19 protein-coding genes are annotated in these 18540 nt (G+C 71.8%); 15 read left to right on the top strand and 4 right to left on the bottom strand.

The window, feature by feature from the left end; translation table 11 throughout:
• From ACO1X9_RS07620 to ACO1X9_RS07590, 7 genes are all read left to right on the top strand, one after another.
• A partial coding sequence (locus ACO1X9_RS07620; RefSeq protein ID WP_486350222.1) for an ATP-binding protein occupies positions 1-1116 on the top strand: 1116 nt, incomplete at its 5' end.
• A complete protein-coding gene (gene pyrF / locus ACO1X9_RS07615) occupies positions 1113-1925 on the top strand; it encodes an orotidine-5'-phosphate decarboxylase (RefSeq protein WP_486350221.1) in 813 nt (270 codons plus the stop codon). The genes ACO1X9_RS07620 and pyrF, both read left to right, overlap by 4 nt.
• The gene (gene gmk, locus ACO1X9_RS07610) at positions 1922-2818 is read left to right on the top strand and encodes a guanylate kinase (RefSeq protein ID WP_486350220.1); all 897 of its coding nucleotides are present in this window, start codon (positions 1922-1924) and stop codon (positions 2816-2818) included. The genes pyrF and gmk overlap by 4 nt, the downstream gene beginning before the upstream one ends.
• Positions 2819-2836: 18 nt before the next feature.
• Positions 2837-3094 carry a DNA-directed RNA polymerase subunit omega gene (gene rpoZ, locus ACO1X9_RS07605; protein WP_486350219.1) on the top strand — a complete coding sequence of 86 codons (258 nt, stop codon included), beginning with the start codon at positions 2837-2839 and terminating at the stop codon, positions 3092-3094.
• 16 nt (positions 3095-3110) lie between these two features.
• Entirely contained in the window at positions 3111-4298 is a 1188-nt protein-coding gene (gene coaBC / locus ACO1X9_RS07600) for a bifunctional phosphopantothenoylcysteine decarboxylase/phosphopantothenate--cysteine ligase CoaBC (protein WP_486350218.1), read from the top strand.
• Between the two features lie 28 nt (positions 4299-4326).
• The gene (gene metK / locus ACO1X9_RS07595) at positions 4327-5517 is read left to right on the top strand and encodes a methionine adenosyltransferase (protein ID WP_486350217.1); all 1191 of its coding nucleotides are present in this window, start codon (positions 4327-4329) and stop codon (positions 5515-5517) included.
• Between the two features lie 21 nt (positions 5518-5538).
• On the top strand, positions 5539-7479 hold the full coding sequence (locus tag ACO1X9_RS07590) for a primosomal protein N' family DNA-binding protein (RefSeq protein WP_486350216.1): 1941 nt from the start codon (positions 5539-5541) through the stop codon (positions 7477-7479).
• A gap of 8 nt (positions 7480-7487) precedes the next feature.
• Here ACO1X9_RS07590 and ACO1X9_RS07585 read toward each other — a convergent pair whose 3' ends face one another.
• Entirely contained in the window at positions 7488-9002 is a 1515-nt protein-coding gene (locus tag ACO1X9_RS07585) for a M16 family metallopeptidase (RefSeq protein WP_486350215.1), read from the bottom strand.
• A gap of 54 nt (positions 9003-9056) precedes the next feature.
• On the opposite strand from ACO1X9_RS07585, the gene fmt reads away from it, so the two are divergent.
• From fmt to ACO1X9_RS07560, 5 genes are read left to right on the top strand one after another with little or no spacing between them, the layout of a single operon-like run.
• Positions 9057-9971 carry a methionyl-tRNA formyltransferase gene (fmt, locus tag ACO1X9_RS07580; RefSeq protein WP_486350214.1) on the top strand — a complete coding sequence of 305 codons (915 nt, stop codon included), beginning with the start codon at positions 9057-9059 and terminating at the stop codon, positions 9969-9971.
• Positions 9968-11317 (top strand): RsmB/NOP family class I SAM-dependent RNA methyltransferase, encoded by a 1350-nt coding sequence (locus tag ACO1X9_RS07575; protein WP_486350213.1) that lies wholly within the window; start codon positions 9968-9970, stop codon positions 11315-11317. The genes fmt and ACO1X9_RS07575 overlap by 4 nt, the downstream gene beginning before the upstream one ends.
• Before the next feature lie 22 nt (positions 11318-11339).
• Positions 11340-12029, top strand: a complete 690-nt coding sequence (gene rpe / locus ACO1X9_RS07570) for a ribulose-phosphate 3-epimerase (RefSeq protein WP_486350212.1) — start codon at positions 11340-11342, stop codon at positions 12027-12029.
• Positions 11974-12507 carry an NUDIX hydrolase gene (locus tag ACO1X9_RS07565; protein WP_486350211.1) on the top strand — a complete coding sequence of 178 codons (534 nt, stop codon included), beginning with the start codon at positions 11974-11976 and terminating at the stop codon, positions 12505-12507. The genes rpe and ACO1X9_RS07565 overlap by 56 nt, the downstream gene beginning before the upstream one ends.
• A gap of 12 nt (positions 12508-12519) precedes the next feature.
• Positions 12520-12888 (top strand): FKBP-type peptidyl-prolyl cis-trans isomerase, encoded by a 369-nt coding sequence (locus tag ACO1X9_RS07560; protein ID WP_486350210.1) that lies wholly within the window; start codon positions 12520-12522, stop codon positions 12886-12888.
• Between the two features lie 8 nt (positions 12889-12896).
• Here ACO1X9_RS07560 and ACO1X9_RS07555 read toward each other — a convergent pair whose 3' ends face one another.
• Genes ACO1X9_RS07555 through mobA form a run of 3 tightly spaced genes read right to left on the bottom strand, consistent with a single transcriptional unit; the run spans position 12897 to position 14835 of the window.
• Entirely contained in the window at positions 12897-13994 is a 1098-nt protein-coding gene (locus ACO1X9_RS07555) for a molybdopterin molybdotransferase MoeA (RefSeq protein ID WP_486350209.1), read from the bottom strand.
• Entirely contained in the window at positions 13991-14260 is a 270-nt protein-coding gene (locus ACO1X9_RS07550; protein ID WP_486350208.1) for a DUF6457 domain-containing protein, read from the bottom strand. The genes ACO1X9_RS07555 and ACO1X9_RS07550 overlap by 4 nt, the downstream gene beginning before the upstream one ends.
• Positions 14257-14835, bottom strand: a complete 579-nt coding sequence (mobA, locus tag ACO1X9_RS07545; RefSeq protein ID WP_486350207.1) for a molybdenum cofactor guanylyltransferase — start codon at positions 14833-14835, stop codon at positions 14257-14259. Before mobA ends, ACO1X9_RS07550 begins: the two co-directional genes overlap by 4 nt.
• Positions 14836-14890: 55 nt before the next feature.
• Here mobA and fdhD point away from each other — a divergent pair, with 55 nt between their 5' ends.
• The 3 genes from fdhD (at position 14891) to ACO1X9_RS07530 (ending at position 18381) form a co-directional block, all read left to right on the top strand.
• Positions 14891-15757, top strand: a complete 867-nt coding sequence (fdhD, locus tag ACO1X9_RS07540; protein ID WP_486350206.1) for a formate dehydrogenase accessory sulfurtransferase FdhD — start codon at positions 14891-14893, stop codon at positions 15755-15757.
• Between the two features lie 83 nt (positions 15758-15840).
• A complete protein-coding gene (locus ACO1X9_RS07535) occupies positions 15841-18108 on the top strand; it encodes an FdhF/YdeP family oxidoreductase (protein ID WP_486350223.1) in 2268 nt (755 codons plus the stop codon).
• Positions 18109-18117: 9 nt separating this feature from the next.
• A complete protein-coding gene (locus ACO1X9_RS07530; RefSeq protein WP_486350205.1) occupies positions 18118-18381 on the top strand; it encodes a phosphoribosyl-ATP diphosphatase in 264 nt (87 codons plus the stop codon).
• Positions 18382-18540 lie beyond the last annotated feature (159 nt).

Here is an 18540-nt window from a genome sequence, read left to right as displayed (position 1 = left end):
TACGACACCCCGAGCCTCGAGGACTACTTCGACCGGGTGCGCGAGCAGGCCATCATCGGCCCCGGCTCGCCGCTGCTCGTCGACCGCTTCCTCGACGACCCCCTCGAGATCGACTTCGACGCGCTCTACGACGGCACCGAGCTCTCCGTCGGCGGGATCATGGAGCACATCGAGGAAGCGGGCATCCACTCCGGTGACTCGGCGTGCACCCTGCCGCCCGTCACGCTCGGACGCGACGTGCAGGACCGCGTCGTCGCGGCGACGCGCCTCATCGCCGAGGGGATCGGGGTGCGGGGGCTGCTCAACGTGCAGTTCGCGATCGGCGCGGGCGTGCTCTACGTGCTCGAGGCGAACCCGCGGGCCTCACGCACGGTGCCGTTCGTCTCGAAGGCGCTCGGCATCCCGCTCGCCAAGGCGGCCTCGCTCGTGATGGCCGGCCGCAGTATCCGCGAGCTCGTCGCCGACGGGCTGCTGCCCGCCGAGGACGGCGAGCGTGTGCCGCTCGACTCGCCCGTCTCGGTGAAGGAGGCGGTGCTCCCGTTCAAGCGGTTCCGCACGCGCGACGGGCAGATCGTCGACTCCGTGCTCGGGCCGGAGATGCGCTCGACCGGCGAGGTCATGGGCATCGACGCCGACTTCCCCCGGGCGTTCGCGAAGAGCCAGGATGCCGCCTACGGAGGGCTCCCGGAGTCGGGCACGGTGTTCGTCTCGGTCGCCGACCGCGACAAGCGCGCGATCGTGCTGCCGGTGCTGCGGCTCTCGCAGCTCGGGTTCGACATCGTCGCGACCGGCGGCACCGCCGAGGTTCTCGCGCGCAACGGCATCAAGGCCACGACGGTGCGCAAGTTCTTCATGGGCCAGGAGACCGTCGAGGGCGATCCGTCGATCGTCGAACTCATCAACGATGGGAAGATCGACGTCGTGATCAACACCCCCTCGGGCCGCAGCGCGCGCGCCGACGGGTTCGAGATCCGCACCGCCACGGTCGCCGCCGACAAGCCGCTGTTCACGACGATCGCGCAGCTCGGCGCCGCGGTCGCGTCGTTCGAGGCGGCGCGGGGCGGCATCCGGGTGAAGTCGCTGCAGGACTACGCGAAGGATCGGGCCGCTCGATGACCTTCGCCGCGCGCGTGCTGCCGCTCCTGCGGGAGATCGGACCGTTGTGCGTCGGCATCGACCCGCACGTTCCCCTGCTCGAGCGGTGGGGGTTGCCGGTGAGCGGCGACGGGGCGCGCGAGTTCGGGCTGCGCGTCGTCGAGGCGGCCGCGGGTCGCGTCGCCGTCGTGAAGCCGCAGGTGGCATTCTTCGAGCGGTTCGGGGCAGCCGGCTTCGCCGCGCTCGAGGAGACCATCCGTGCGGGGCGTGCCGCGGGCCTCGTCGTGATCGCCGACGGCAAACGCGGCGACATCGGTTCGACCGTCGACGCGTACGGCGATGCCTGGCTCGCTCCGGGTTCGCCGCTCGAAGCCGACGCGATGACCGCTTACGCCTACCAGGGGCTCGGGTCGCTCGACGGGGTGTTCGCGCGAGCCGCCGAAGCGGGAAAGGGCGTCATCGTCGTGACGGCGGCGTCCAACCCGGAGGCGGCCGCGACCCAGCAGGCGCGTCGCGCGGACGGCCGCACGGTCGCGCGAGCGCTCGTGGATGACATCCGCGCCCTCGGCGGCACCGGTGGTGTCGTCCTCGGGGCGACCGTCGACCTCGCCGACGTCGAGATCACCCTCGACTCGCTGGCGGGCGTGCCGATCCTCGCGCCCGGCTATGGCGCACAGGGCGCCACCGCCGCAGACCTTCGCCGCGTCTTCGGCGCTGCGGCGCCCCAGGTGATGGCGAGCTACTCGCGGTCGATCCTCGGTGCCGGGCCGGAGGGGATCGGCGACGAGATCGCTCGCACGCAAGACGAGCTGCGGGCGAGTTCGGCATGAAGCCGCCCGAGGTCGACAGGATCGCAGGCTCTCGCGCTGCCGTCGCGGCGCGGCGTGCGCGAGCCGAGGTGAAGCGCCAGATCACGAGCCGTGAACGCTCCGCCCTCGACGTGGCGGAGACCGCGTGGGCGGGGGAGCCGACCGCCCCCGAGGCGACACTGCGGGTGAGCGAGCTGTTGCGCAGCATCCCGCGCCTCGGGCCGACCCGTGCGGCGCGCATCATGCAAGACCTGCGCATCTCCGACTCCAAGCGCGTCGGAGGTCTCGGATCCCGGCAACGGACCGAGCTGCGGGAGTACCTCACCGGGCGCGAGTCCGGAGCGTCGCCCCGCAGCCGGCTCGTCGTGCTCGCCGGGCCGACCGCCGTCGGCAAGGGCACGGTCTCGCGGCACATCCGCGAGCAGTACCCCGATGTGCTGCTGAGCGTCTCCGCGACCACGCGGCCGCCGCGCCCCGGTGAGATCGAGGGCGAGCACTACTACTTCGTGAGCGATGCGGAGTTCGACGCGATGATCGCGCGCGGCGAGTTCCTCGAGCACGCGGTCGTGCACAACAGGTCCCGCTACGGCACGCCGCGGCCGCCGATCGACCGGGCCCTCGCCGACGGCAAGAGCGTGCTGCTCGAGATCGGCCTGCAGGGCGCGCGCTCGGTGCGTGAGCGGATGCCGGAGGCACTGCTCGTCTTCCTGTTGCCGCCGACCTGGGACGAACTGGTGCGCCGACTCATCGGTCGCGGCACCGAGAGCCCCGAGGAGCAGGCGCGTCGACTCGAGACCGCGAAGGTCGAACTGGCCGCCCAAGATGAGTTCGATGTGAAGATCGTCAACCACGATGTCGGCCAAGCGGCGCGCGAGGTCGTAGAATTGCTGGATGTGCCTGCGTCCGGGCGCTGACAACTTAGGGAGAATCCCATGGCCGACCGCACCAGCGGCATCATCGACCCGCCGATCGACGAACTCCTCTCGAAGGTCGACTCCAAGTACCAGCTCGTGATCTTCGCGTCGAAGCGCGCCCGTCAGATCAACGACTACTACGCCGACCTGCACGAGGGTTCGCTGTTCGACAACGTCGGCCCGCTCGTCGACTCGATGATCGACGACAAGCCGCTCTCGGTCGCGATGCACGAGATCAACGAGGACAAGCTCGTCCTCAAGCCGCTCGCCGAGTAACGACTCCGCCCCGTTCATGAACATCGTCGTCGGCATCACCGGCGGCATCGCGGCCTACAAGGCCGTCGGCGTCGTGCGCGCCCTCGTGCTCGCGGGCCACGACGTGCACGTCGTCGCGACCGAGAACGCGCTCCGATTCGTCGGGCGTCCGACGCTCGAGGCGATCAGCCGCAACCTCGTGCACACCGACCTCTACGACGGGGTCGCCGAGGTGCGCCACGTGGCGATCGGCCAGCGCGCCGACCTCGTCGTCGTCGCCCCGGCGACCGCGAACACGATCGCGAAGCTCGCCGCGGGGATCTCCGACGACCTCCTCGGCAACACGATCCTCGCGAGCACGGCGCCGCTCGTGATCGCTCCCGCGATGCACACCGAGATGTGGCGGCATCCCGCGACCGTCGCCAACGTCGCCACCCTGCGCGATCGCGGAGTGCACGTCGTGGGGCCTGCCTCCGGACAGCTCACCGGCACCGACTCCGGGGCGGGACGGATGTCGGAGCCCGACGACATCGTCGCCGCCGCCCTCGCCGTCGTCGGCCCGCGCGACCTGGCCGGCCGCCGCATCCTCGTCACCGCGGGCGGCACGCGTGAGCCTCTCGATCCCGTGCGCTTCCTCGGCAACCGCTCGAGCGGCAAGCAGGGGGTCGCGATCGCCCGGGCGGCCGCCGCGCGTGGAGCCGACGTCGTGCTCGTCGTCGCGAACATCGACGACGGCGTGCTGCGCGACGAGGCCGCCCCGTTCAGCGTGCGCCACGTCTCGACCACGGCCGAGCTGAGGGATGCCGCCCACGAAGAGGCGGCGACCGCCGACGTCGTCGTCATGGCCGCCGCCGTCGCCGACTACCGGCCCGAGACCGTCGCCGCCGGGAAGATCAAGAAGGAGACGCAGGGCGACGTGCTCGACCTGCGACTCGTGAGGAATCCCGACATCCTCAAGGAGCTCACCGCGGCGCGGCGCGAGGGACAGGTCATCATCGGTTTCGCCGCCGAGACGGCCGAGGGCGACGAACTGCTCGAACTCGGGCGGGCCAAGGCCGCCCGCAAGGGTGTCGACCTGCTCGTCGTCAACAGGGTGGGCTGGACCGAAGGTTTCGGCACCGAGGGCAACGCCGTCGTCGTCCTGTCCGGGTCGGGCGATAGAGTGACCGAGGCCTCCGGCTCGAAAGAGTCCGTCGCTCACCGCATCCTGGATCTCCTCTCCTGATCCACCCGCCGATTCCCCGGAGTTTCCGTTGAGCCTTCGTCTGTTCACGTCCGAGTCCGTCACCGAGGGTCACCCCGACAAGATCTGCGACCAGGTCAGCGACGCGATCCTCGACGCGATGCTCGCGAGCGACCCGGCGGCTCGTGTCGCCGTCGAGACGATGGTGACGACCGGCCTCGTGCACGTGGCGGGCGAGGTCACGACCTCGAGCTACGTCGACATCCCCGGCATCGTGCGCAAGACGATCACCGACATCGGCTACACGGGTTCGGACGTGTGGTTCGACGGTCGTTCGTGCGGCGTCGAGATCTCGATCGGCGCGCAGTCGCCCGACATCGCGCAGGGTGTCGACCACGCGTTCGAGTCTCGCGAGGGGACGAGCGCGGACGACCTCGACAAGCAGGGCGCGGGCGACCAGGGCATCATGTTCGGCTACGCCACGAACGAGACCGATGTGCTCATGCCGCTGCCGATCTGGCTCGCGCACCGCATGTCGGAGCGGCTCGCCGAAGTGCGCCACAGCGGCCTCGTCGACTTCCTCCGCCCCGACGGCAAGACGCAGGTGACGATCGGCTACGACGGCACGAAGCCCGCCACCGTCGAGACCGTCGTCGTGTCGACCCAGCACTCGCCCGACATCTCCACCCCCGACCTCCGCGCCGAGGTCGAGCGTCTCGTCATCCGCCCCGTGCTCGAGCTGCTCGATCTGCCGTCGGCCGACGCCCGCATCCTCATCAACCCCACCGGCCGCTTCGAGATCGGTGGGCCGCACGGCGACGCCGGGCTCACCGGTCGCAAGATCATCGTCGACACCTACGGTGGCGCCTCGCGTCACGGGGGAGGAGCCTTCTCGGGCAAAGACCCGTCGAAGGTCGACCGATCGGCCGCCTACGCGCTGCGCTGGGTCGCGAAGAACGCCGTCGCGGCGGGGCTCGCCGACCGTCTCGAGGTGCAGGTCGCGTACGCGATCGGCGCCGCCTCACCCGTGGGGCTCTACGTCGAGTCGTTCGGCACGGGCCACGTCTCCGACGACGTCATCATCGAGGCGATCCAGGAGGTCTTCGACCTGCGTCCGGCCGCGATCATCCGCGACCTGCAGCTGCTCCGGCCGATCTACCAGTCGACCGCCGCGTACGGCCACTTCGGCCGCGAGCTGCCCCAGTTCACCTGGGAGACCACGGGTCGGGTCGACGAGCTGCGCGCCGCCGCGAAGCTCTGAGCTAGCCGAAGGGGCCACTGCATGGCGGGAGTCGCACGGGGCCTCGTCGACTCTCCGCTGCCCCAACTCGACCGGCTGCTCGACTACCGCATCCCCGACGGGATGACGGGGGTCGAGCCGGGCATCCGAGTCTCGGTGCCGCTGCGCAGCGCGAAGCGTCTGGCGACGGCCTACGTCGTCGAGCTCGCCGGTGACGCCGACTACCCCGGGCCGTTGAGCGACGTCGCCGCCGTCGTCTCGCCGGTTCCGGTGCTGCGGCCCGAGGTGTGGCGGCTCGCCCGGGCGGTGGCCGACCGCGCGGCGGGAGCGGCGAACGATGTGCTGCGCCTCGCGATCCCGCCGCGGCAGGTGCGGGTCGAGAAGGCCTGGCTCGCGCGCACCCCCGACGAGACGCCGACGGTCGAGGCCCCGGCTCTCGACGGCTACCCGGGGCTCGCGGACGCGCTCGACGCGGATGCGCGGGTCGCGCTGCGCGCCCAGCCGGGTGTCGCGATCGGAGCCGGCGGGCCGGCGACCCGCTGGGCGCATCTGCTCGCCCGTGCGGCCGCGCGCACGCTCGCCGGCGGTCGCACCGCCATCCTCGTGGCCCCCGACCATCGCGACCAGGATCAGCTCGAGCGGGCCCTGCGTGACCTCGTGCCCGCGTCGCTCGTGCTGCGCTGGGACTCCCGTCAGCCCAACGCCGACCGCTACCGTGCGCTGCTGGCGGCGGGCAGCGGCCCGGCGGTCGTCGTCGGCAACCGCTCGGCCGTCTACGCCCCCGCGGAGCGGCTCGGGCTGCTCGCCCTCTGGAACGACGGCGGCCCTCTGCTCGGGGAGCCGCTCACGCCCTACGTGCATGCCCGCGACGCCGCGCTCGTGCGACACGAACAGCAGGGCGGCGCGCTCGTGCTCGCAGGCCACACGCGCAGCACCGAGGTGCACCGTCTGGTCGAGATCGGATGGCTCCAGGAGTTCGGTCCGAAGCGCTTCGTGCGGATCAAGGTCATCCCGACCGCCGACGGCCCGGGCGACGACCCGGCGGCGACCCGCGCGCGCATCCCGTCGGTCGCCTATCGCGAGGCGCGCGCAGCACTCGCGCGCGGCCCGGTGCTCGTGCAGGTCGCGCGCCCGGGATATGCCCCCGGTCTGCGGTGCGCCCAGTGCCACGAGCCGGCGCGGTGCGCCCGCTGCACGGGGCCGCTGCGACAGCGTGCGGCCGGTTCACCGCCGACGTGCACGTGGTGCGGCACGACCCACCGCGTCTGGGCTTGCTCGAACTGCCGCGGAACGAAGCTGCAGACCACGGGAACCGGCAGCGCCCGCACCGCCGACGAGCTCGGCCGGGCGTTCCCGAACACCCGAGTGCTCGTGTCCGACGGGGAACGTCCGCTGCTCGAGGTCGACGGCAAGCCGGCTCTCGTCGTCGCGACCCGTGGTGCGGAACCCTTCGCTCCCGGCGGCTACGCGTGCGTGCTGCTGCTCGACGGCGAGCGGATGCTGGCGCGGGAGAGTCTCCGCGTCGCCGAGGACTGCCTGCGCTGGTGGTCCGATGCGGCGGCGCTCACCGCCGACGACGGGTCGGTCGTGCTCGTCGGGGTCGGGGGAGCGCTCGGCCACGCCCTGGCCGGATGGAGCCAGCCCGACTTCGCGCGCACCGAGTACGCCGGACGACGCGAGCTGCGCTTCCCGCCCGCGGTGCGGATGGCGACCCTCCAGGGTGCTCCGGACGCCGTCGAGGAGGCGGTCGCGCTGCTGCCGCCGACCGCAGAAGTACTCGGGACGACGCTGTCGGCGGGTCGCGCGCGGGCCATCCTGCGTTTCGACTACCGCGACGGCTCCGCGATCGCGGAGGTCGTGCATGCCGAGGTCATCCGTCAGGCGACGAAACGACGGCGGCCCGTTCCCGGGCAGCCGCCGCGTGGTCGTCAGCCGCTGCCGCTGCGGGGACGCTTCGACGACCCGGAGCCGTTCGACGAGTAGCGGCCGGGTCAGTCGGCCCGTTCGTAGAAGAGCTCGGCCGGGATGCTCTCGATCGCCCGAGCGAGACGACCGCCCTGGTCGCGCCAGTCGGACGGTCGCACGAAGAACATCCGTCCGGAGCTCAGTACGAGGTTGAGCGTTCCGTCGCTCCGACGCCCCGCGAGCACGACCTCCGCCAGCGGTGCCTCGAAGACGCCGTCGGGTCCGACCTCGGCGATGGCGTCGTCGCTGACGAACAGAGAGTAGCCGCGCAGTCCCTTGCCGAACCTCGGCGACAGCAGAGCGAAGGCCTGAGTGAGCGCACCGGTGAAGACGTTGCCGAACCGCTCCGGCACGTGCTCCCGCGGAGGCGTCATCGGCGGGATGCCGAGCGCCTCCGGCACGTCGGCGGGGAAGTCGGGCCATGCGACCGTCACCATGACCGACGGCAGGGCGTCAGCGAGAGCATCCTTCACCTGGTCGGACCCGACGGCCAAGACCTTCGCGACCTCGTCGTCGTAGGCCGCGACCTCGTCACCTCGCCCCCGCGCCTCGGACGAGGCGACGTACATCAGCCAGTCCACCCGCGCGGCGGTGTGCGCGGTACCCGACCTGATGCTCTCCCGCGCGTGCTCGAGGTCGCGCGGGTCGGGACCGGTCTCCGCCATCGCCCGAAGTCCCCGGATCGCGGCGTCGAGCGCGGCGGGAGCGTCACTCTGGGCGGGATCGAGCACCATCGTGAGGCTCGCCAGATCGTCGTCGAGGGTGAGGACGATCGTGCCCGGCGAGTAGACCAGGTGACGCTCGGCGCGCAGTTCGCGCAGCAGGAACGCCTGGATCACGCTCTGAGTGAGGAGGCCGCACGCGGGTGCGGCCCTCAGCTCGACGTTGATCACCACCGGCCCGCCGGCCGCCACCGACCAGCCCGGCAGGTCGGTGCGAAGAGTCGGCGGCGTCTCCCGGGGAGGGCGACGCTCCCCGTCGGGCAGCGGCAGGCGCAGGTCGTCAGGAACCGCGCCGGTGATCGTCACGGCGGCATTCCCGCGGTGCAGATGACGTCGGGCGTAGGCGTGCACGGCCTCGACCGGCAGGGTCCGGTGCGGGGGCTGGCCGAGGTCCATGAGTCCGATGTCGATGGGGCCGTAGCGCAGGAAGAGCGGACCGATCGCGCCTTCCTCGCCGCCCGGTCCGAGCTCGGTGCCGATCGTGCGACGCTCGGGCGCGACGTCGTCCTCGCCGCACTCGCCGAGCCAGGAGACCGCCTCGCAGACGCGTCGGAGGAAGTCGGTGATCTCCGAATTCGAGCCCGACACGAAGAAGCGGATCGAGTCGGCGTCGGTCATGGCGTTGTGCGGTGCGGAGACCGGTCCGACTCGACGCATGACGACGTGCTCGATGAGATGCGCCACTCCCGCCGTCCGTGGCGTCTCGTCGCGAGAGCCGACGGCGAAGAACAGCGTGGCCGTGGCGACGGGCTCCAGGGCTGCCGACACGACGGGGATGCCGTCGACGAATGTGGTCGTCGGCGCGAAGCCCTGATCCATGCAGACATCATGGCGGAACGCCGCGAGCCTCCGCACCAGGCAGAATCGGAACCAGTGTCTACCGCATCCGCACCCCTCAGAATCGTCTTCGCCGGCAGCCCGGCGGCCGCCGTCCCGAGCCTTCGCGCCCTCGCCGCCTCCCGCCACGAGATCGTCGCCGCCGTGACGCGCGAGGATGCGCCGCTCGGCCGCAAGCGCGTCCTCACCGCCACACCGGTCGCCGACGTGGCCGGTGAGCTCGGCATCCCCGTGCTGAAGGCAAACAGGATCGGGCTGCTCGAGTCCGACCTCGCTGCCCTCCGTCCCGACCTCGGGGTGACCGTCGCCTACGGCGGCCTGATCCGTGAGCCGCTGCTGTCGACGCCGCGGCTCGGCTGGATCAACTTGCACTTCTCGCTCCTGCCGCGGTGGCGCGGCGCCGCCCCGGTGCAGCGGGCGATCATCGCGGGCGACACCGTGACCGGCGCGGCCGTGTTCCAGCTCGTGCCCGAGCTCGACGCCGGCGACGTCTATGCGACTCTCGAGCAGCCGATCGGCCGGAACGAGACGGCCGGCCATCTGCTGGAGGTGCTCGCCGAGTCCGGTGCTGAGCTGCTGACCGGCGTGATCGATGCTCTCGCCGACGGCACCGCACTGGGTGTCGCGCAGTCCGGAGAGGTCACGCTCGCGCCAAAGCTCGAGCTCGCCGACGGACGCCTCGACTGGTCGCGCCCGGCCGCGGAGCTCGACGCGCGGCTGCGGGGCACGACCCCCGAGCCGGGAGCGTTCACGCTGCTCGGCGATGAGCGGCTCAAGGTGCTCGACGCGGCCATCGCGCATGGCGATGCGGCGCTTCCCTCGGGAGAGTTCGAGCTGCGCGGTGGACGGCTGCTCGTGGGCACCGCCACCGAGCCGCTGCACCTCGTGACCGTCCACCCCGCGGGCAAGCGCGCCATGCCGGCGTCCGACTGGTGGCGGGGGCGCGCGTGAGCGGCGCGACCCGGGCGGCCCCGGCGCGTCGCGTCGCCGCCGAGGTGCTCGCCGCCGTGCGCGACGACGATGCCTACGCGAACCTCCTGCTCCCGGCCCGCATCGCGCAGGCCCGCCTGAGCCCCGCCGACGCTGCGCTCGCCACCGAGCTCACCTACGGGACGCTCCGCATGTCGGGCCGCTACGACCGCATCGTGCGGCTCGTCGCCGGGCGGGAGCCGAGCGCGATCGACCCGGACGTGCTCGACGTGCTGCGGCTCGGCATCCACCAGTTGCTCGCGACCCGCATCCCGCCGCACGCCGCCGTCGGCGACACCGTCGCGCTCGCGCCCCGGCGCGCGACGGGGTTCGCGAACGGCGTGCTGCGCACGGTCTCGCGGTCGTCGCCGGAGGAGTGGGATGCGCGGATCCTCGAGGGGCTCGAGGGTGATGAGCGACTCGCCGCCGAGCACTCGCATCCCGAGTGGGTCGTCGCCGTGCTGCGCGAGGCACTCGAGGCCGACGGGCGGGGCGCGGAGCTCGCCGAGCTGCTCACGGCCGACAATGTCGCCCCCGCGGTGTCGCTCGTCGCGCTGCCCGGCTACGCCGACGTCGCGGAGCTGGGCGAGGCCGGAGGGGTCTCGCCGACGGCCGCGCGCGCGCCGGGAGGTGACCCGTCGGCCGTGGCCGCCGTGCGGGAGGGCCGCGGTCGCGTGCAAGACGAGGGATCGCAGCTCGCCGCGCTCGCGCTCTCGCGGGCACGCGAGGTGAGGCCGGGGGAGCGCTGGCTCGACATGTGCGCCGGGCCGGGCGGCAAGGCGGCGCTTCTCGCCGCGGAGGCCGCGCTCGGCGGTGCGACCCTCGTCGCCAACGAACTCGTTCCCGTACGTGCCGGTCTCGTGCGCAAGGCTCTCGCGGTGCTCGATCCGGCCCCCGAGGTCGTCGAGGGCGACGCGGCGCGGTTCGGCACGAGCGACCCCGGCGGCTTCGATCGCATCCTGCTCGATGCGCCCTGCACCGGGCTCGGCGCCCTGCGGCGACGACCGGAGGCGCGCTGGCGCAAGCAGCCTGAGGACGTGCCGGAGCTCGTCGCTCTGCAGACGCGGCTGCTCGACGCCGCCGTCGCGGCGCTCGCACCCGGGGGTCTTCTCGCCTATGTGACGTGCTCGCCGCACCCGGCAGAAACCCGCGAGGTCGTCGCGGCGGCGCTCGCGCGGCACGCCGGTCTCGTCGCGCTCGACACCCGGGTGATCGTGCAGGGGATCGCGACGACCGAGCTCGGCACCGGAGTCGGGCCCGCGCTGCAGCTCTGGCCGCACCGGCACGGCACGGATGCCATGTTCATCCAGCTGCTCACGAGGCCCTGAGGCGTCACCCTAGGGTGGAGGCGTGACCCTTCGACAGGCTCAGGACGGCGGCGACGTGCGGATCGAGCCGAGCATCCTGGCGGCGGATTTCGTCAACCTGGAGTCGGACATCGCGCGCATCGCGACCGCCGACGCCGTGCACGTCGACGTCATGGACAACCACTTCGTGCCGAACCTGACCTTCGGGCCGCAGATGGTCGGCCGCATCCAGGCGGTCTCGCCGATCCCGCTCGACGTGCACCTCATGATCTCCGACGTCGACCGCTGGGGCCCTGGCTACGCCGAGCTCGGGGCGTTCTCGGTGACGTTCCACGCCGAGGCGACCGACGATCCGGTGGTGCTCGCGCGGAGGCTGCGGCAGATCGGCGCCCGCGCGGGTCTCGCGGTCAAGCCGGGCACGGATCTCCTGCCCTACCTCGAGCTGTTGCCCGAGTTCGACCAGATTCTCGTCATGACCGTCGAGCCCGGGTTCGGCGGCCAGAGCTTCATGGCCGACATGATGCCGAAGGTCGCCGCGGCCCGTGCCGCGATCGACGCGGCCGGGGTCGACGTGTGGCTGCAGGTCGACGGCGGGATCGCGCTCGACACGATCGGTCAGGCGGCAGAGGCCGGAGCCGACACGTTCGTCGCCGGGTCGGCGGTCTACGGAGCCGGGGATGTCGAGGCCGCGATCGCGGAGTTGCGCGAGACGGCGGCTCGGCATCGCCACTGAGTATGGGGTCGACGCTGACCCACCCGTCGTCCGGCGCCGTGCCGCGCGACTGCTCGTGCTCGATCTCGACGACGCGCTCCTGCTGATCCGCGGACTCGACCCGGCTCGACCCGACGACGGGTCGTGGTGGTTCACACCCGGCGGCGGCCTCGAACCGGGCGAGACCTTCGAGGAGGCCGCGCGGCGGGAGCTCACCGAGGAGACCGGCGCGATCGCCGACCACCTTGTCACGCTGCCCGGCGAGCGCACCGCCGAGTTCCCGCTCGACGGCATCTTCCTCGTGCAGACCGAGCGGTACTTCGCGGTGCGTCTGCCGCGCTTCGACCCGGTGGCCACCGAGTTGACCGACCTCGAGCAGCGGTCGCACCTGGAGAGCCGGTGGTGGACGCAGGGAGAGTTCGCTGAGGAGGCGCCGCTCGCCTTCCCGGAAGATCTCTCCGAGGTCTGGCGCGCCGCGGCACGCCTTACGGCACTCTGATTAGCTGGAGGGATGACTGACAAGACCAAGCCGGAGATCGACTTCATCGAAGGGCCGGCGCCGACCGAGCTCGTCATCACCGACCTCGAGGTCGGCGACGGAGCCGAAGCCACGCCGGGCGCCAACGTGCGCGTGCACTACGTGGGCGTCGACTTCGAGACGGGCGACGAGTTCGACTCGTCGTGGGGCCGTGGCGAGTCGATCGAGTTCCCGCTCAACGGGCTCGTGCGCGGCTGGCAGGAGGGCATCCCGGGCATGAAGGTCGGCGGTCGCCGCCAGCTCGTCTGCCCGCCCGCCTGGGCCTACGGACCGGCCGGTGGCGGACACCGCCTCTCGGGTCGCACCCTCGTGTTCGTGATCGACCTCCTGGGCGTGCGGTAACCGCCGCGTCAGACCCAGGGCAGTTCCAGCAGCTGGCCGTCGCCCACCGGGGGTACCACGAGCACCCCGGTGGCGGCGGCCAGTCCGCGCATCATGGCCGATCCGGTCCAGGCCACCTCATCGAGCCCCGCCCGCACGGGCACGAGCCGCGTCGCTGCGGGATGCCGCTTCACCGAATCGGGGATAGGCAGCGTCAGCAGCGCGGGCACCGAGCGGCCCGTGAAGCCCGCGATCAGCACGTCGCCGAGCGACAGCAGGCCGAGCATCGCCGCGAGCGGGTTGCCGGCGAGCCCCAGCACGAGCTTCCCGTCGGGAAGTCGCGCGAGCAGTGTCGGGCCACCGGGCCTCGACGCCAGTCCCGGCACGAGGTAGTCGGCGCCGAGCTCGTCGAGCGCTCGGCGTACGTGGTCGGCGTGCGAGCCACCCGTACCGCCGGTCGTCACGACGAGGTCGGCATCGGCATCCCGAAGCGCGGCGACCGTGGCCTCGCGGTCGTCGGCGATCCGGGACGAACCCCCAGGAGCTGCGCCGAGCATCCCGAGGATCGCCGGAACGGTCGCGCCGAAGCTGTCGCGCACGCGACCGGGATCGGGCACACCCGAGACGACGACCTCGTCGCCGGTGAACACCGTCGCGGCGCGCGGGGTGATCGCGACGGACACCGTGTCGGCCGTCGCGGCCGCAGCCAGCGCGACGTGCGCGGGGGAGAGCCGTGTCCCCGCCGCAACGAGCACCTCACCCGCGCGGGCTTCCTCTGCCGGCGGGCGGACGTGGTCGCGACGCCCCTCCCGCACGGCGTGCAGCGTAAAGCCGTCGACCCGGCCGTCCTCGCTCGCGAGCACGCGGTCGGCACCCGGCGGGAGCAGCCCGCCCGTGACGATCGGCACGGCCGTCTCCCCGAGCAACCAGGGATCCGCTCCGGAGACCGCCCAGCCGTCCATCGCCGCGGAGGCATAATGCGGCACGTCGATCGCCGCCGCGACGTCCCGGGCGAGCACGCGCCCGACCGCCTCCGCGAGCGCCACCTCCTCGACGCCGAGCCGGCGCGCGGCCGAGGCCGCGCGGGTGCGCGCCTCCGCCCAGGGGAGGCGACCGGGATGCGTCACGACCGCTTCGCCGCCAGCTCGCGCGCGACGCGGGTCGCCTCGGCGGCGGCCGCAGCGGGGTCTTCTCCCGACGCGGCGGCACGCCCCGCTGCGAAGCCGACGAGGTAGGTCGTGAGCGGCGCGGCGGGACGCAGCACCGCGTGCGCGGCGACCCCGGCGAGCCCGAGCACGGCCTTCACGTCGACCTCGGCGTCGATGCCGAGGGCCTCCCGCACCTCGTCGGCCCAGGCCCCGAGCACCGCCTCGAAGTCGTCGTCGTTCGTCATGTCGTGCTCCCCACGGGGTTCGGGTGAGGGATGCCGAACCGCTCGGCGTCCTCCCACGTGTCGATGTCGTCGGTCGCGCCGTCCGGCACGATCACGTCGGTCAGGTCGAGGGCTGCGAGGAGCGCGCGCACGGAGGCATCGACGACCGTCGGTCGGGCCGCGAGGGCGAGCGACAGGGCGCCGTACGACGCCAGAAACGCGAGCTGCTGGCGACGATCCCGGTCGACCGCGATGACGCCGTCGCCGGGGTACGACACCACGAGAGAGGGCAGCGCCGTGCGGATCGACGGCATGTCGCACGCGAGCACGAGCACGGCGTCGGGCGCGTCTCCGAGCGCCTCGAGTCCCGCCGCGATGGCCGCGACCGGCCCGGCGAACGGCGGCTCTTCGCGCACCGCGACGACGCCATCCATCGCCTCGTCGCCCACCACGACCACCTGGCGCGCCCCCACCTCACGGACGGCGTCCACGGTGGTCTCCAGCAGGGTGCGGCCCGACAGGCGCAGATTCTGCTTGGCGGAACCACCCAGCCGCGACGAGCGTCCCCCTGCGAGAATGAGGGCGTCGATGACCATGCGGACACTCTAAGCGGCGCGGTCGGGGCACTAACTATCGTGATAGGTATTTCCCATGGGACGAATCACCGCGAGGAAGCGGATCACCCGGATCACCCTGGGCGTCGAGGGCGCTGAGTCGACGGTCTCCCGACGAGAAGACGTGCTCGCCGTCGAGGAGCCGCTCGAGATCCGCGTCGGCGGAGAGTCTCTCAGCATCACGATGCGCACCCCGGGTCACGACTTCGACCTCGCCGCGGGATTCCTCATCTCGGAGGGCGTCGTCGCCCACGCGACCGACATCGCCGCGATCCGCTATTGCGCCGGGCGCGATGACGACAGCGGCGAGGACACCTTCAATGTGCTCGACGTGACGCTCGGTCGCGGGGTGGCAGCGCCTGACCCCAGCCTCGAGCGCAACTTCTACATGACCTCCTCGTGCGGCCTGTGCGGCAAGGCGAGCATCGACGCCGTGCGCACCGCGTCGCATCACCCGGTCGCCGCCGACCCGCTCGAGGTCGACGCGGAACTGCTGACGACCTTCCCCGATCGCCTGCGCGCCGGCCAGGACGTCTTCGAGAAGACCGGTGGCCTGCACGCCGCCGCGCTCTTCGACGGCCGAACCGGCGAACTGCTCGTGCTGCGGGAGGACGTCGGACGCCACAACGCGGTCGACAAGGTCATCGGCTGGGCGCAAGGCGAGGGGATGCTGCCCCTCACCGGCATGGTGCTGCAGGTGTCGGGCCGGGCGAGTTTCGAGCTCACGCAGAAGGCCTCGATGGCCGGCATCCCGGTGCTCGCCGCGGTGTCGGCGCCGTCGTCGCTCGCCGTCGACCTCGCGCACGAGCAGGGCATGACGCTCGTCGGTTTCCTGCGCGGCCGCTCGATGGTGGTCTACGCCGGCGAGCACCGCATCCAGATCCGCACGGAGGTACTCGCATGACGAAGGACACCACTCCCGGAGCACCCGTGCGACGCGGGGCCGAGGTGACCGAGGTCGAGACCTTCACCGACCCGTATCCCGACATGGAGATCGGCCATCACGAGCCGTGGGCCGTGGGCGTGCCGGCGATCCTCAACTCCATGGAGCCCGCGCTGCTCGAGATGGGCGTCGCGCGCACCGCCAAGCTCGCGCTCACGATCAACCAGAAGAACGGCTTCGACTGCATGAGCTGCGCGTGGCCCGACCCGGGCCACCGCAACACGCTCGAGTTCTGCGAGAACGGGATGAAGGCCGTCACGTGGGAGGCGACGCCGATCACGGTGCCGCGTGCGTTCTGGGCCGAGAATTCGCTCACCTCGCTGCTCGACAAAGACGAGTACTGGCTCGGCCAGCAGGGGCGCCTCACCGAGCCCGTCTACAAGCGGGCGGGCTCCGACCACTACGAGCCGATCTCGTGGCAGAGCGCGTTCACCCTCATCGGCGACCGCCTGAACGCCCTCGGGAGCCCCGATGAAGCGGCCTTCTACACGAGCGGCCGCACGGCGAACGAGACGGCGTTCCTGTACCAGTTGTTCGTGCGGGCCTTCGGCACCAACAACCTGCCCGACTGCTCCAACATGTGCCACGAGTCGACCGGCACCGCCATGGGCGAGACGGTCGGCATCGGCAAGTCCACGATCGCCTACGACGACTTCGGCAAGGCCGACCTCGTGATCGTCCTCGGCCAGAACCCCGGCACGAATCATCCGCGCATGCTCAGCGCGCTCGAGGAGTGCAAGCGGAACGGCGGCAAGATCATCGCCGTGAACCCGCTGCCCGAGGCGGGGCTCATCCGCTACAAGAACCCGCAGAAGGTGCGCGGCATCCTCGGCAAGGGCACGGCGATCGCCGACCAGTTCCTGCAGATCCGCGCCGCCGGCGACATGGCGCTCCTGCAGCGCACGTCGAAGAAGGTGCTCGAGGCCGAGGCGGCGAACCCGGGCGCGGTGCTCGACCACGAGTTCCTCGCCGAGCACGTCTCCGACTTCGACGCGTTCGCGGCGCACATCCGCAACGTCGACGACGACGCGGTGCTCGCCGCGACCGGGCTCACGACGGAGGAGCTGGATGCCTTCGCCGAGGCGTACCTCGCGGCCGACCGGGTGATCATCACGTGGGCGATGGGGATCACCCAGCACAAGAAGGCCGTCTCGACGATCAAGGAGATCATCAACCTGCTGCTGCTGCGCGGGAACATCGGCAAGCCCGGTGCGGGCGCCTCGCCGATCCGCGGGCACTCGAACGTGCAGGGCGACCGCACGATGGGCATCTTCGAGCGGATGCCGGAGCCCTTCATGGACGCGCTCGAGACGGAGTTCGGCTTCCCCGTGCCCCGCAAGCATGGCCACGACGCCCTGCAGGCCGTGTCGGGGCTCGCGCGCGGCGACGTCAAGGTGTTCATCGCGATGGGCGGCAACTTCGTCGGCGCGATCAGCGACACCGCCGTCGCGGAGGCCGCGATGCGCGGCGCCGACCTCACCGTGCAGGTGTCGACGAAGCTCAACCGCTCGCACGTCGTCGTGGGCGAGGAGGCGCTCATCCTGCCGACCCTCGGCCGCACCGAGATCGACCTGCAGGCGACGGGCGCGCAGTTCGTCTCGGTGGAGGACAGCGTGTGCGCCGTGCACGCGAGCCACGGCGCTGTGAGACCGGTCGCCGACACCCTCCTCTCCGAGGTCGCGATCGTGGCCGGCATGGCCAAGGCCACGATCGGCGACCGCCACGGGATCGACTGGGATGCCTTCGTCGCCGACTACGACGTCATCCGCGACCGCATCTCGCGCGTCGTGCCCGGATTCGAGAACTTCAACGTCGACATCCGCAAGAAGGACGGCTTCATCCTGCCCAACGGTCCGCGCGACTCGCGCACGTTCGCCACCCGCACGGGCAAGGCGATCCTCACCGTGAACGAGCTCGAGCACCTCGAGCGCCCCGAGGGCACGCTCATCCTGCAGACGTTCCGCTCGCACGACCAGTTCAACACGACGATCTACTCGCTCAACGACAGGTACCGCGGCATCAAGAAGGGCCGCGACGTCGTCTTCGTGAACCCCGACGACATCGCCGAGCTCGGGCTCGACGACGGGCAACGCGTCGACATCTTCACGGTGTGGACGGATGGACGCGAGCGCGTCGTGCGCAACTACCGCGTCGTCGAGTACCCGACGGCCCGAGGCTGCGCGGCCGCGTACTACCCGGAGACGAACGTGCTCGTGCCGCTCGACAGCGCCGCGGAGCAGAGCAACACGCCCGTCTCGAAGGGCGTCATCGTGCGACTCGTCCCGGCGCGGGCGACCGCCGCCGCCCGGTAGCCTGGGGGAGTGAAGACGTTCGACGGACTGTTCGAGGAGCTGACGCGCACCTCCGTCGACCGTCCCGACGGCTCCCGTACGGTCGAACTGCTCGACGCCGGAGTGCACGCGATCGGCAAGAAGATCGTCGAGGAGGCCGCCGAGGTGTGGATGGCGGCCGAGTACGAGGGCGACGACAAGACCGCCGAGGAGATCTCGCAGCTGCTGTACCACCTGCAGGTGCTCATGCTCGCGAAGAACATCACACTCGCCGACGTCGGGCGACATCTGTAGGAACTCGGTGGTCGAGTAGCGGCGCAGCCGCGTGTCGAGACCTCCACGCAGACCCCGACAACTCCGAACGAAAGACGCCAGGATGCTCCGCATCGCCGTGCCCAACAAGGGCACCCTCTCCGAGACCGCCGTCGAGATGCTCCGCGAGGCGGGCTACGC

The sequence above is a fragment of the Pseudolysinimonas sp. genome (assembly GCF_057350545.1).
This window is presented reverse-complemented; position numbering and strand designations above follow the sequence as displayed.